Genomic DNA, 12,703 nt, shown 5'->3' on the forward strand with positions numbered 1-12,703 from the left:
CCCTCCGCATACTTCCTTTCCTGACTTCGAGGTCTCACGTGCCCCTTTCGCCCGACCCCTACTCCGCGCTTCGCAACGCAGCGAAGTACGTGCAGCAGTTCCGCCGCAAGACGTTCGTGGTGAAGCTCGGCGGCGCCATGCTGAGCGACCCGCGGCTGCGCCGCGCCGCCTGCGAGCAGATTGCCCTGCTGTGGACCTTCTCCATCCGCCCCGTCGTGGTGCACGGCGGCGGTCCGGAGCTGGACACGCTGTGTGACGCCCTCCACCTGCCGGTGGAGAAGGTGGCGGGCCGCCGCGTCACCTCCGCGCCCGTGCTGGACGCGGCGAAGATGGTGCTCGCGGGCAAGCTGCACACGGACCTGCTGGCGGACCTCCAGGCGGCGGGCGTGCCCGCGGTGGGCCTGAGCGGCGTGGACGCGGGCCTCATCAAGGCGCGCAAGCGCCCGCCCGTCATGGTGACGGAGGCCGGGGCCACCGAGGGCAGGCTGGTGGACTACGGCCTGGTGGGTGACATCGAGCAGGTGGACACCCGCGTGGTGGAGCACCTGCGCTCGGCCGACTACGTGCCCGTCATCGCGCCCCTCTCGGGTGGCGCTGACGGCGCCGTGTACAACACCAACGCGGACACCGTGGCCGCGGCGCTGGCGGTGGCGCTGTCCGCTGAGAAGCTCTTCTTCCTGGTCCAGGTGCCGGGCCTGCTGAGGAACGTGAGCGACCCGTCGTCGCTCGTCACGCTGGCCAACCTCACGGACCTGGGCACCATGGAGAGCACCGGCGCCATCGCGGGCGGCATGAAGCCCAAGGCGCACGCCATCCGCCACGCGCTCGTGGGCGGCGTGGGCAGCGTGCACCTGGTCAGCGGCGTGCAGCCCAACGCGCTCCTGGAGGAGGTCTTCACCAACGAGGGCAGCGGCACCATGGTCGTCCGGGAGAACGCCCAGAAGCCCGCGGGGTCGGTGGGATGACGGCGGCGGAGCTGCTCCAGGCGCTGGTGGCCATCCCCAGCGTGTCAGGTGACGAGGGCCGCATCGCGGACACCGTGTCCGGGTGGGCGGCGGGCTGGGGCGCGCGCGTCCAGCGGCAGGGCCACAACGTGTGGTTCTCCGTGGGGAGCGGGCCGCGCCGGCTGCTCGTCAACTCGCACCTGGACACGGTGAAGCCGTGCGCCGGGTGGACGTACGAGCCCCACGCGCCCGTGTGGCGCGAGGACCGCCTGTACGGCCTGGGCAGCAACGACGCCAAGGGCTGCGTGACGGGGATGCTGCTCGCCGCGAAGGCGCTGCTCGCCGAAGGCGCGCCCATGGGCGCGGAGGTCGTGTTCGCGTTCACCGCGGAGGAAGAGACGGGAGGCCAGGGACTGGGGACGCTGCTGCCAAGGCTGGGCCCGCTGGACGCCGCCATCGTCGGCGAGCCCACCAGCCTCAAGCCCTGCACCGCCCAGCGCGGCATGCTGTTGCTTCGCTGCACGGCGCACGGCAAGAGCGCGCACGTCGCGCACGCGCACGCCACGGAGGCCGTCAACGCCATCCACCTGGCGGCCACGGACATCGCGGTGCTGGCCGAGCTGCGCTTTCCGCCCCACCCGCTCCTGGGCGAGGCCCGGGCGCAGGTGACGCAGGTGTCGGGGGGCCTGGCGCGCAACCAGGTGCCGGACCGGTGTGAGTTCTTCGTGGACCTGCGCACCACGCCAGGCATGGAGCACGCGATGGTGGCCCGGCAGGTGGCGGGCGCGCTGAAGAGCGAGGTGAAGGTCCATTCGGAGCGCTACCTGCCGAAGGCGACACCAGCGGAGCAGCCCATCGTCCGCGCGGCGGTGGCCGCGTCGGGCGCGCAGCCGGTGGGCTCCAGCACGGCGTCGGACTGGGCCTTCCTGGGGGATATCCCCGCGGTGAAGGTGGGCCCTGGCGACACGCTGCGCAGCCACCTGGCGGACGAGTTCATCACCCGGGCGGAGCTGGAAGCCGGCGCCGCCTTCTACACGCGACTGGTTCGGGGTTACTTCGAGGAGGTGGCTCGTGGCTGACACGCTGTGGGGCAAGGGCCTTCCCCTGGACGCGGCCATCCACCGCTTCACGGTGGGCAACGACCCGGTGGTGGACCTGGCGCTGGCGCCGCATGACGCGCTCGGCTCGGCCGCGCACGCGCGGATGCTGGCGCGCGCGGGCCTGCTGAAGGACGCGGAGGCCGAGGCCCTGGTGACGGCGCTCAAGGCGCTGCACGACGAGGCCCGCGCGGGCGCGTTCGTCATCCGCCCCGAGCAGGAGGACGGCCACACCGCCCTGGAGGCGGCGCTGGTGGAGCGCGTGGGCGAGCCGGGCAAGCGCATCCACCTGGGGCGCTCTCGCAACGACCAGGTGCAACTGGCCCTGCGCCTGCTGCTGCGCGAGGAGGTGCTCACGCTGGGCGCGCGGGCGGCGGAGCTGGCGGGGGCCTTCCTGGACTTCGCGCAGGCGCACCAGGACGTGGCGCTGCCGGGCTACACGCACCTGCGCCGCGCCATGCCGTCCACCTTCGGCCTGTGGGGCATGGCCTTCGCGGAGGGGCTCCTGGAGGAGCTGGAGGCCCTGCGCGGCGTGTGGGCTCGGCTGGACCGCTGCCCGCTGGGCGCGGCGGCGGGCTTCGGCGTGCCGCTGCCCATCGACCGGGAGTACGTGGCCGCGCTGCTCGGTTTCTCGCGCGTGCAGCGCAGCCCCATCGACGTGCAGAACGGACGCGGCCGTCACGAGTCCGCGGTGCTGGGCTGGGCGTGCTCGGTGGCGGGCACGCTGGAGAAGTGGCTGTGGGATGTGCAGCTCTACAGCATGGACGAGTTCGGCTTCCTCGGGCTGCCGGACGCGTACACCACGGGCTCGTCCATCATGCCGCAGAAGAAGAATCCGGACGTGGTGGAGCTGGCCCGGGGCCGCTGCCGCGAGCTGCGCGGGCTGGCGCATCAGGTGGAGGCCGTCGCGGGCGGACTGCCCTCCAGCTACCACCGCGACTTCCAGCTGCTGAAGTCCCCCACCTTGACGGCGCTGGGCTCCACGAAGGAGCTGCTGGACGTGCTCACCCGGCTGGTGCCGGCGCTCCAGGTGAAGGCGGACGCGGCGGCGCGCGCCAGCGACGACACGCTGTACGCGGCGCACCACGCCTATGCGCTGGTGGCCCAGGGCCAGGCCTTCCGTGACGCCTACAAGCAGGTGGGCCGCGAACTGGTGGAAGGAACGTTCCATCCAGACCGCGGCGCCCTGACGGCCACCCACCTGGGTGGCGCCGGCAACCTGGGCCTGCCCCAGGCCCGGGAAGAGCTGGCCGCCTCGCGCGCCTGGCTCGATGAGACGCACCGCTCGGTGGCCGACGCCGCCGGGCGCGTCTGGACGGACTGAACGGCATCCCCGTGAGGAGCGAATCATGAGCAACAAGAAGAACGTGGTGCTGGCCTTCTCCGGCGGACTCGATACCGCTTTCTGCGCCGTCTACCTGCGCGAGCAGGGCTACGCCGTCACCACCGTCACGGTGGACACCGGCGGCTTCCCGCCCGAGCAGTTGGAGCGCATCGCCGCGCTGTCCAAGCAGCTGGGCGCGGTGGAGCACGTGACGGTGGACGCGCGCGAGACGCTCTTCCAGGGCTACCTGCGCTACCTCATCGCGGGCAACGTGCTGCGCGGCCAGGTCTACCCCCTGAGCGTGTCCGCGGAGCGGGCCTGCCAGGCGGTGGAAGTCGTCCGCGTGGCGCGCGAGAAGGGCACCCAGGCGCTGGCGCACGGCAGCACGGGCGCGGGCAATGACCAGGTGCGCTTCGACGTGGCCTTCCGCTCGCTGGCGCCGGAGCTGGAGCTGCTCACGCCCATCCGCACGCTGGCCCTGAGCCGGCAGCAGGAGCTGTCCTACCTGGCCGAGCGCGGCGTCCACCTGCCGCCGAAGCTGGGCGCCTACTCCGTCAACGAGGGCATGTGGGGCACCTCCGTGGGCGGCAGCGAGACGCTGGACTCCTGGAAGGCGCTGCCCGAGGAGGCCTTCCCCGGCGGCGAGCTGCCGCAGGACTTGAAGCCCCGTCCCCTCACGGTGTCCTTCGAGAAGGGCGTCCCGGTGGCGCTGGACGGCGAGAAGCTGGGCCCCGTGAAGCTGGTGGAGGCGCTCAACGCGCTGGGGCGCACCTACGGCATCGGCCGGGGCGTGCACCTGGGTGACACGATTCTGGGCATCAAGGGCCGCGTGGGCTTCGAGGCGCCGGCGGCGCACCTGCTCGTCACCGCGCACCGCGAGCTGGAGAAGCTGGTGCTCTCCGGCAAGCAGCTCTTCTGGAAGGAGTCGATGGGCAACCTCTACGGCTCGCTGCTGCACGAGGGCCACTTCTTCGACCCGCTGGTGAAGGACCTGGAGGCGTTCCTCACCTCGTCGCAGGAGCGCGTGACGGGTGAAGTGCGGCTGGTGCTGCACCCGCGCACGCAGGTGGTGGAGGGCGTGCGTTCGCCGCACTCGCTGATGGACGCGAAGGTGGCGACGTACGGAGAGGCCAACGTGTTGTGGAACGGCTCGGAAGCCGCGGGCTTCGCCAAGCTGTACGGCGTCGCGCAGATGCTCTCGCATCGCGCGAAGTGAGGGTGCCATGAAGGTTTTCGTCGACAAGGTAGGCAGCGTCACCCGCAACCTCGGCCTGGGCCGGACGGTCCACCTCGCGTCCGAGGTGAAGGCCGAGGAGGGCGCGGTGGTGGCCGTGCGCATCCACGGAGAGAAGAGCGCGTACAACCAGCTCGAGGACGTGCACGGGCGCCTGGTGACGCTGCACGCCGGGGACATCGTCGTGGGCGCGCTGGGCCACCGCAACGCGCTGCACGGCTACGAGGGCGTGGTGCCGGCGTCCGTCACCGTGGGCGAGCGGCTGCACGTGCTCAACATGGGCGGCGTCATCGGCAAGTGCACGTCGCACAACCACGGCGTGGGCCTGCCCTTCGAGGCGGAGGTGCTGGGCCAGGTGCTGGAGTTCCCGGAGCTGATGTCGCGCACCGGGCAGCCGGCGCACGTGTCCTCCGGCGCGCTGAAGGGCACGACGGCGCCGGTGAAGTGCCCCGTCGTCTACGTGGTGGGCACCTGCATGAACGCGGGCAAGACGTTCGCCGCGGCGGCCATGGTGCGCAAGCTGGCGCAGGCGGGCTTCCGCGTGGGCGGCGCCAAGCTGACGGGGGTGTCGCTGATGCGCGACACGCTGAGCATGCAGGACTCCGGCGCGGACGTGGTGATGGACTTCACGGACGCGGGCATCGTCTGCACGGGCCCCCGCACGGGCGCGCGCGTGGCGCGGGTGCTCTTCTCCGAGCTGGCGGCGGAGAACGTGGACGTCATCGTCGCGGAGACGGGCGACGGCATCATGGGTGAGTACGGCGTGCAGGGCATCCTCGCGGACCCGGAGCTCAAGAGCCTGGCGGGCGCGTGGGTGCTGTGCGCCAACGACCCGGTGGGCGCGTCCGGCGGCGTGCGCCACATGCGCGAGACGTACGGCATCGAAGTGGACGTGGTGGCCGGGCCGGCCACGGACAACGCGGTGGGCGTGCGCTTCGTGGAGCAGGTGGTGGGCATCCCCGCCCGCAACGCCCGCGCGGACGCGGCGGCGCTGGGCGGACTCATCCTGGAAAAGCTCGCCCCCAAGCTGGGCGCGGGGAGGAAGTCATGACGCAGGTCAACATCTACATCCTGGGTGCCTCCGGCTTCGGCGGCGGCGAGCTCTTGCGCATCCTCTCCGGCCACCCGGCGGTGGGCAGCATCCGCGCGGTGTCGCGGCACCACGCCGGCGAGCCCATCCACAAGGTCCACCCGCACCTGCGCGGGCTGGTGGAGGGCCGCTTCGAGGGCGAGCCCGACTGGAAGTGGCTGGCGGACTGCCAGCAGCCCGTCGTCTTCAGCGCGCTGGGCCACGGCGACCTGGCCCGGCAGTTCGCGGGCCTGGAGAAGCAGTGGGCGGAGGTCGGCATCGCCGAGCGCCTGCTGCTGGTGGACCTGTCCTCCGACTTCCGCCTGGACCACCCGGGCCGCTACGCGGGCGCCTACGGCCGGCCCCACCCGTCCCCCGAGCTGCTGGGCACCTTCACCTACGGCCTCACCGAGTGGAAGCGCGACGCGGTGAAGACGGCGAAGCGCATCGCCAACCCGGGCTGCTTCGCCACGGCGGTGCAGTTGGCGCTCCTGCCCATCGCCTCCACGCCGGGACTGGGGCTGCTCGCGGTGTCCGGCGTCACGGGCTCGTCCGGCTCCGGCTCGCTGCCCGGTGAGGGCACCCACCACCCGACGCGCGCGCACGACTTCCGCGCCTACAAGCCGCTGGAGCACCAGCACGAGGCCGAGGTGGAGGTCATGCTGGTGGCCCACGGCGCGCAGCGGCACCGGCTGGCCTTCGTGCCGCACTCGGCGCCCATGGTGCGCGGCATCTTCGCCACCGTGCAGTTCGAGTGGCCGGAGCACGGCGGCGCGGTGGTGACGGCGTCGCTGATGGAGAAGTACCGCCGCTACTACGAGGGCTCCAGGTTCGTGCGCATCGTGGAGGGCACGCCGCGCATCGCCGCGGTGGCCGGCAGCAACTTCTGCGACATCGCGGTGGCCACCAAGGGCCGCTCGGTGGCCGTCATGGCGGCGCTCGACAACCTGGTGAAGGGCATGGCCGGCCAGGCGGTGCAGAACTTCAACGTCGCGCTGGGGCTGCCGGAAGACACGGCGCTGCGCCAGGCCGCCTGCTACCCGTAGGGCGCGCGTCCCCCGGGCCTGGGCGCACGCGCCCGGGCTCGCCACTCGCGAGGGGCGCCTCCTTCGCGAGCAACTGCCGCATCAGCTTGCGTCCCAGGACGAGCCCCAGCAGCAGGCTCACCCCCATGCCGGTGGCGGACACGGCCGTCATCCACGTCTTCCCCTGCCCCAGCGAGCTGCCGAAGAGCGCCGTCAGCAGCGTCCCGGGGACGGTGCCCACCACGGCGCCCAGCGCCAGGGGGACGTAGCGGGCGCCTGACGCGGACGCCGTCGCCAGCATCACATCCGCCGGAATCACCGAGTTGACGCAGGCCAGGAAGCCCAGCTGGAAGCCGTGCTCGCGCGCCGCGCGCTGGAACAGCGGGTGCTTGTCCCCCGTCAGCCGCCGCATGGGCTTGCGGCCCAGCCCGCGCGCCAGGGAGTGGATGAGCCCCGTGGCCAGCAGCGTCCCGACGAGCGCATAGGCCGTGCCCGCGGCCATGCCGAAGAGGATGCCGCCCACCGCCGTGAAGAGCTGCCCAGGCAGCAGCGTCACCGGGCGCACCGCGAGGAGCAGGATGAAGGCCAGGGGCGCCAGCGCGCCCAGGGGCCGCAGCCAGCCCGACAGCGTCTGTTGATCCAGATACTGCGGCCCCAGCAGCCGCAGCCCCACGAGCAAGCCAACGGAGACGCAGAGCGGCCCGATGAGCTTGAGACCCGCGCTCAGCCGTCCTCCCTTGGAGCGGGGGTGCCTGGACATGGCTCAAAGCTGGGAAGCCCCACGCGGGAAGGCAAGAGCAGCCAGGCGGGGCGATGCCGCCTTGCATTCCGCCTCACCCTGGCGTTTCGCAATGCCTTCCCCGAGAGCGGCACCCGGCGCTGCTCAGCGCACCTGCGCTATGGTCCGGCGCTTCGATTCAAACAGGTAAGGGACCATGCACTTCGAGTTGGCCTTCGTACTGGTTTTCGCCGTCGCGACCGCCGTGGCCATCGCCGCGCGGTACTTCAAGTTCCCCTATACGGTGGCGCTCGTCGTCGCGGGTGTGCTGTTGGGTGCCTTCAAGGCGTTCGAGCCGCCGCACCTCACGAAGGATCTGCTCTTCGCCATCATCCTTCCAGGGCTGCTCTTCGAAGCGGCCTTCCACGTCGAGTTCCGGAAGTTCTGGAAGAACAAGCTGGCCATCCACGCCATGGCCATCCCCGGGCTCGTCGCCGCGGCTGGCCTCACGGCCTTCTTCCTCACCCGGGTGGTGGAGGGGCTGCACTTCGTGCAGGGCTTCGGGATGCTGTCCGCGCTGGTGTTCGCCTCCGTCATCGTGTCCACGGACCCCATCGCCGTGGTCGCGCTCTTCAAATCCCTGGGCGCGCCCAAGCGGCTGCTGCTCCTGGTGGAAGGTGAGAGCCTGCTGAACGACGGCGCGGCGGTCGTGCTCTTCACGCTCATCGTGGCGACGGCCACCGGCAGCCAGTTCACGATGGGCGGCGCCCTGTTCAACTTCATCAAGGTCTTCGGCATGGGCGTGCTCGTGGGCAGCGCGGTGGGCTACGCCGTCTCCCAGGTCATCAAGCGCGTGGACGACGCGATGGTGGAAATCACCCTCACCGTCATCGCGGCCTACGGCTCGTTCGTGGTGGCCGAGCACTTCCACTACTCGGGTGTGATTGCCACGGTGGTGGCCGGCATGCTGTGCGGCAACTGGGCGTCGCACCAGGGCATGAGCCCCGCCACCCGCATCGCGGTGGCGAGCTTCTGGGAGTACCTGGCCTTCGCGCTCAACTCCGTGGTGTTCCTCCTCATCGGCCTGGAGGTGCACCTCGGCTCGCTGCTGGCGTCGTGGAAGCCCATCCTCGTGGCCTACGTGGTGGTGCTGGTGGCCCGGGCGCTGGTCGTCTACGGCGTGTCCGCGCTGCTGCGCTTCACCTCGGAGCGGATTCCGTGGGCATGGAGCGCGGTGCTCACCTGGAGCGGCCTGCGCGGCGCCATCTCCATGGTGCTGGTGCTCGGTCTTCCGTCCGACTTTGCGCACCGCGAGCTGCTGGTGAACATGACGTTCGGCGTGGTGGTGCTCTCCATCGTCTTCCAGGGCCTCACCATGGCGCCGCTGCTGCGCAAGCTGCGCATCACCGGCCTCAAGGACGAGTTCCAGGAGCAGTACGAGCTGGCCCGAGGCCGCCTGGGCACCATCCACGCGGCGCTGGCCGCGCTGGAGGGCATGCGCCGCACCCGGGAGATTCCGGGAGACGTCGCGGCGCGATTGGAGAAGGACTACCAGGAGAAGGAGTCCATCGCGGAGAAGGAGCTGGCCGCGCTCAAGCAGCAGTCGACGCGCTTCCACGAAGAGGAGCACCAGGAGGCCATCCGCCGCGTCCTGATGGTGGAGAAGGCCTCGCTGCTCAAGGCCTACCAGTCCGCCACCATTGGCAAGGAGTCCTTCGAGCGGCTGACCGCGGAGCTGGATGACCGCATCGCCGCCGCGGACGCCGCCGAGAGCCACGTCCCGGCGGACGAGGGGGCTCCCGCGAGCGCCGCGAGCGCCTGATTCACCCGGGACCTCAGGCGGCCACGGGCTGCTGGACCTGGGGCTGGGCGCGCTCCTGGTTGAGCATCGCCCACTCCTGGCGCAGCCGTTCGTAGAGGGCGTTGAGCGGCTGGCCCGGGCCTTCGTATTGGCCGGCGTGGTGTTCGATGAGGTGGCGCAGCAGCACGTAGCAGAGGGTCGCCGCGCCCGCGGACTCCACGACGGTGAACTGGCTGTCGTCCGTGAACCAGAGCGTGGTGGGCATCTGGCAGGCCTGCGTGCCCAGGGCCACCAGGTGCGGGCCGGGCTTGAGCCAGGGGTGCTTCGCGAACAGGTGAGGCCGGTCCACCGTGAGCGCGGTGATGAGGTTGGACACGCGCCGGTCCTTGAAGCGGCTGTCCTGATACAGCTGGCTGAACACCAGCCCGCGCACGCGCTTCATGAACACCTGCGACGTCAGCGCCAACAGGGACGTGCCGCGCAGGACGAGCATCTGCGCGAACTCCAGCACCGTGAGCTGCTTGAACGAAGGCCAGACATCCAGGTCCATCTGCCGCTTGAGCAGCGCCATGACGTCGTTGAGCCGTCCCCGCGCCCAGACCAGCGACGTGGCGACCGCCGCGGTCAGCACGCCGGGGATGAGGTACAGGAAGGAGTCGCGAGGCGCCCACCTGCCCTGGCTGGCCGTCTCGAAGCCGCGCCACGCGAGGATGGCCGCGGAGGCCAGCGTCAACGCGAACAGCCCGTACGCCATCCACGAGACACCGTTCAGCGTCACCCAGCCGCGCTTCGTCGGGTTCTCCGGGACGTCGTACATCCGGGGGCTCTGCGTGCTCACGTCGGAGATGATGAGCGTGGGCGGGGATTCGGAGGCGGCGTACGCCAGCATCAGGCTGTCGATGCCCTGGTTGTCGTAGATGCCGCCATCCATCAGCGGCAGGCCGCCCTGGAACTTCGCTCCCAGCTCCTTCTCCGCCGAGTCGAGCGGGAAGTCCTGGGGCCAGTGGAACTGCTGGGGGAACACCAGCGGTTCAAAGCCGCCGGGGAAGCATGACGACGCGGCCGTGATGTCCGCCAGCCGGATGTGCTGGCCCACGGTGCGCGGCAGCCGGTAGGCGTTGTTGCCCAGCAACGCGCCGGGCTTGTCGCCGCGGCGGAAGCGGAAGTCCAGGCCGGTGTGGAACTCGGTGGTGTTGAAGATGGCTTCCCGCAGCTGCACGCGGTCCGAGTCCAGGATCTCTCCCAGCCGCCGGTCTCCCAGGAAGTCGGGCCGCGCGTAGAGGTCCGCGGCGGAGCGGATGAGGCTGGCCCAGGACTGGCTGCCGTGGTCGCGGTTCGACGTCAGCCCCGTCAGGGCCTCGGCGATGACGTTCGTCTGCTTCAGGTAGCGGGAGTAGCTGGCGTGGAACGCGTGGAATGGCTTGCCCTCCAGTTGGCTCGTCACCCACGCCATCCCCGTAAGGGTGCCTCCGGACACGGTGGACAGGCCGACCACATCAGGCAGCAGCCCCACCGTGTCCAGGAGCCGCAGGGCCCCCAGGTGGAAGGCCGCCGCGCGGTAGCCCCCACCCGACAAGGCCAAGGCAAGCGGTCCGAGCGAACCGGAGCTGGGAGGCATGGCTTCTTGACTCATGGGGCGTGTCTTTGAGCAACGCCCATGCCATGCGAGGTCACCTGGGCAACATCCTTGGAGGGGCCTCCACCGCCGCGTCCCTGGAGAACGCGGCGCGTTCCGTCGGCACGAGACAGCCTGCTAGATTCTCGCGGGTGAGACCACGAAAGCAGGCGTTCCCGCGGCGACTTCGCAGAGTGCTGCTCGCCACGGACTTCTCGGAGGCGAGCACCCACGCGGTGGGCAGGGCTGGACACCTGCCACTCGCGGACGGCGCGAAGGTGCTGGTGACACACGCCCTCCCCAGCCGCATGCCCGCGGAGCTGGGCACCCGCGCGCTCCAGGCCACCGCGCGCGAGCTGGAGCGGGTCGCCGAGCGGCTGCGCAAGGCGCTGCGTGCCGAGGGCCGCTCCGCCACCGTCGAGACACGCATCGCGCGAGGAAAGCCCGTGGAGGCCATCCTGCGGCGGGCCCGTGCCTTTGGCGCGGAGCTCATCGTCCTGGGCCGGCATGGCGACAAGCCGCTGCGCAACATGTTCCTGGGCTCCACTGCGGAGAACGTCATCCGCGGTGGCGATTTGCCCGTGCTCATCGTCAACCGCCGCGCCCCTGGGCCCTACCTCCGGCCCGTGGTGGCCGTGGACGCGGACGAGACGTCCAAGCGCGCGGCGAGCTTCGTTCCCTCGCTGATGACGCCCGGCTCCGAGCTGACGCTGGTGCACGCGTATGACGTGCCGCTGGAGTACGCGGTGTTCCCCGGGCTGACGACGAAGGAGCACAAGCACTACCAGCAGACGTTCAAGGCGTCCGCGGAGCGCAAGCTCAAGGCGTTGCAGCAGGAGCTCGACGCGGTCGACATCCCGTACCACCTGGTGATGGAGAACGGCGGCTCACGCTCCATCGTCCTCGAGTTCGTGGACGACCAGGGCGCGGACCTGCTGGCGCTGGGCACCCGGGCGCGCTCCGGGGTGGCGTTCGCCTTGCTCGGCAGCGTCGCGACGGACCTCATTCGTGAGGCGAAGTGCGACGTGCTCGTCGTCCGCGAGGCCGAGTCCGGCGAGTAGCGTGAAGGCCCTCCGCCCGCGCGGACTCAGGCGGAGGGCGCCTTGTCCACCTTGATGTCGGACTCCGAAGCGCCAGTGGGCTGCGCCTGCGCGGCGCCTGTCCCCTCCGCCGTGATGGGCTCCGCGCCACCAGGGTCCTGCGCCTGCGATGCAGCGGCGTTCGCACCGCCGGCGGGCGGCTGAGCCGCCTCGGGAGGGACCGGCGCAGCGTGAGCCGCGCCCGTGAGCGCGTCTCCAGCCACGGCAGTGGACTGGGCTTCCCGCTGCTCCAGCCGCGCCCCGCCCTGCTCCGCCGCGCGGAGGAACTCGTCGTACTCGGACTTGCGCTCCTCTGCCTTGGCCTGGGTTTTCACCGACTGCTGTGCCGCGGCGCCCCGGCCCATCATCACCGCGCGCGCGCTGAGCACGACACCTCCGGCGAAGGCCGCCAGGCTGAACAGCGAGCCGACATCCCCGGCCCACAGCCCGTACACGCCACTCTGGATGAAGGCCATCGCGTTCAGGAAGACCGCGCCCGTGAGCGCCGCGCCGCCCGCCGTGGTCCACGGACGCAGCTCCATCACCCGCGCGGCGCCGTAGCACAGCACCGGCAACACCCCGAGCACCCACAGGTTCTCCAGCAGCACCGCCAGCGCCAACCGCAGCACGCCCACGGGCACCGCCTGGATGCGCACGCTCAGCCGGAGCGTCAACGCCACGCTCAGAATCGACCCCGCGATGAGCGCGATGAACCCCAGTCCCATGATGAACTGGAAGCGACGGACACGGACGCGCAGCGGTTCGAGGACACTCGTCTTGGAGCTCACGGGCAGGCA

Annotated in this window: 11 protein-coding genes; 8 read left to right on the forward strand and 3 right to left on the reverse strand. The window is 71.1% G+C overall.

Annotated elements, in window-relative coordinates; genetic code table 11:
- Positions 1–38 precede the first annotated feature (38 nt).
- The 6 genes from argB to argC are packed head-to-tail and all read left to right on the forward strand — an operon-like array spanning position 39 to position 6,714.
- On the forward strand, positions 39–965 hold the full coding sequence (gene argB, locus HV826_RS16055; protein WP_176417903.1) for an acetylglutamate kinase: 927 nt from the start codon (positions 39–41) through the stop codon (positions 963–965).
- Positions 962–2,023 carry a M20/M25/M40 family metallo-hydrolase gene (locus HV826_RS16060; protein WP_176417904.1) on the forward strand — a complete coding sequence of 354 codons (1,062 nt, stop codon included), beginning with the start codon at positions 962–964 and terminating at the stop codon, positions 2,021–2,023. Before argB ends, HV826_RS16060 begins: the two co-directional genes overlap by 4 nt.
- Complete coding sequence (gene argH / locus HV826_RS16065; protein ID WP_176417905.1) at positions 2,016–3,365, forward strand: argininosuccinate lyase; 1,350 nt, start codon at positions 2,016–2,018, stop codon at positions 3,363–3,365. Before HV826_RS16060 ends, argH begins: the two co-directional genes overlap by 8 nt.
- 25 nt (positions 3,366–3,390) lie before the next feature.
- The gene (argG, locus tag HV826_RS16070; RefSeq protein WP_176417906.1) at positions 3,391–4,581 is read left to right on the forward strand and encodes an argininosuccinate synthase; all 1,191 of its coding nucleotides are present in this window, start codon (positions 3,391–3,393) and stop codon (positions 4,579–4,581) included.
- Between the two features lie 7 nt (positions 4,582–4,588).
- A complete protein-coding gene (locus HV826_RS16075; RefSeq protein WP_176417907.1) occupies positions 4,589–5,650 on the forward strand; it encodes a hypothetical protein in 1,062 nt (353 codons plus the stop codon).
- Entirely contained in the window at positions 5,647–6,714 is a 1,068-nt protein-coding gene (gene argC / locus HV826_RS16080) for an N-acetyl-gamma-glutamyl-phosphate reductase (RefSeq protein WP_176417908.1), read from the forward strand. Before HV826_RS16075 ends, argC begins: the two co-directional genes overlap by 4 nt.
- On the opposite strand, the gene HV826_RS16085 is transcribed toward argC, so the two are convergent.
- Positions 6,653–7,453, reverse strand: a complete 801-nt coding sequence (locus HV826_RS16085) for a TVP38/TMEM64 family protein (protein WP_176417909.1) — start codon at positions 7,451–7,453, stop codon at positions 6,653–6,655. The two genes, argC and HV826_RS16085, sit on opposite strands and share 62 nt — an antisense overlap.
- Positions 7,454–7,628: 175 nt before the next feature.
- On the opposite strand from HV826_RS16085, the gene HV826_RS16090 reads away from it, so the two are divergent.
- Complete coding sequence (locus HV826_RS16090) at positions 7,629–9,233, forward strand: Na+/H+ antiporter (protein WP_176417910.1); 1,605 nt, start codon at positions 7,629–7,631, stop codon at positions 9,231–9,233.
- 13 nt (positions 9,234–9,246) lie between these two features.
- Here HV826_RS16090 and HV826_RS16095 read toward each other — a convergent pair whose 3' ends face one another.
- The gene (locus HV826_RS16095) at positions 9,247–10,830 is read right to left on the reverse strand and encodes a patatin-like phospholipase family protein (protein ID WP_255207844.1); all 1,584 of its coding nucleotides are present in this window, start codon (positions 10,828–10,830) and stop codon (positions 9,247–9,249) included.
- Positions 10,831–11,021: 191 nt separating this feature from the next.
- On the opposite strand from HV826_RS16095, the gene HV826_RS16100 reads away from it, so the two are divergent.
- The gene (locus HV826_RS16100) at positions 11,022–11,888 is read left to right on the forward strand and encodes a universal stress protein (RefSeq protein ID WP_368670936.1); all 867 of its coding nucleotides are present in this window, start codon (positions 11,022–11,024) and stop codon (positions 11,886–11,888) included.
- A 26-nt stretch (positions 11,889–11,914) separates the two neighbouring features.
- On the opposite strand, the gene HV826_RS16105 is transcribed toward HV826_RS16100, so the two are convergent.
- Positions 11,915–12,694: a hypothetical protein gene (locus HV826_RS16105; protein ID WP_176417912.1), complete on the reverse strand. Its 780-nt coding sequence runs from the start codon at positions 12,692–12,694 to the stop codon at positions 11,915–11,917.
- Positions 12,695–12,703 lie beyond the last annotated feature (9 nt).

This window comes from Myxococcus sp. AM010, from assembly GCF_013372585.1.
Classification (GTDB): Bacteria; Myxococcota; Myxococcia; order Myxococcales; family Myxococcaceae; genus Myxococcus; species Myxococcus vastator.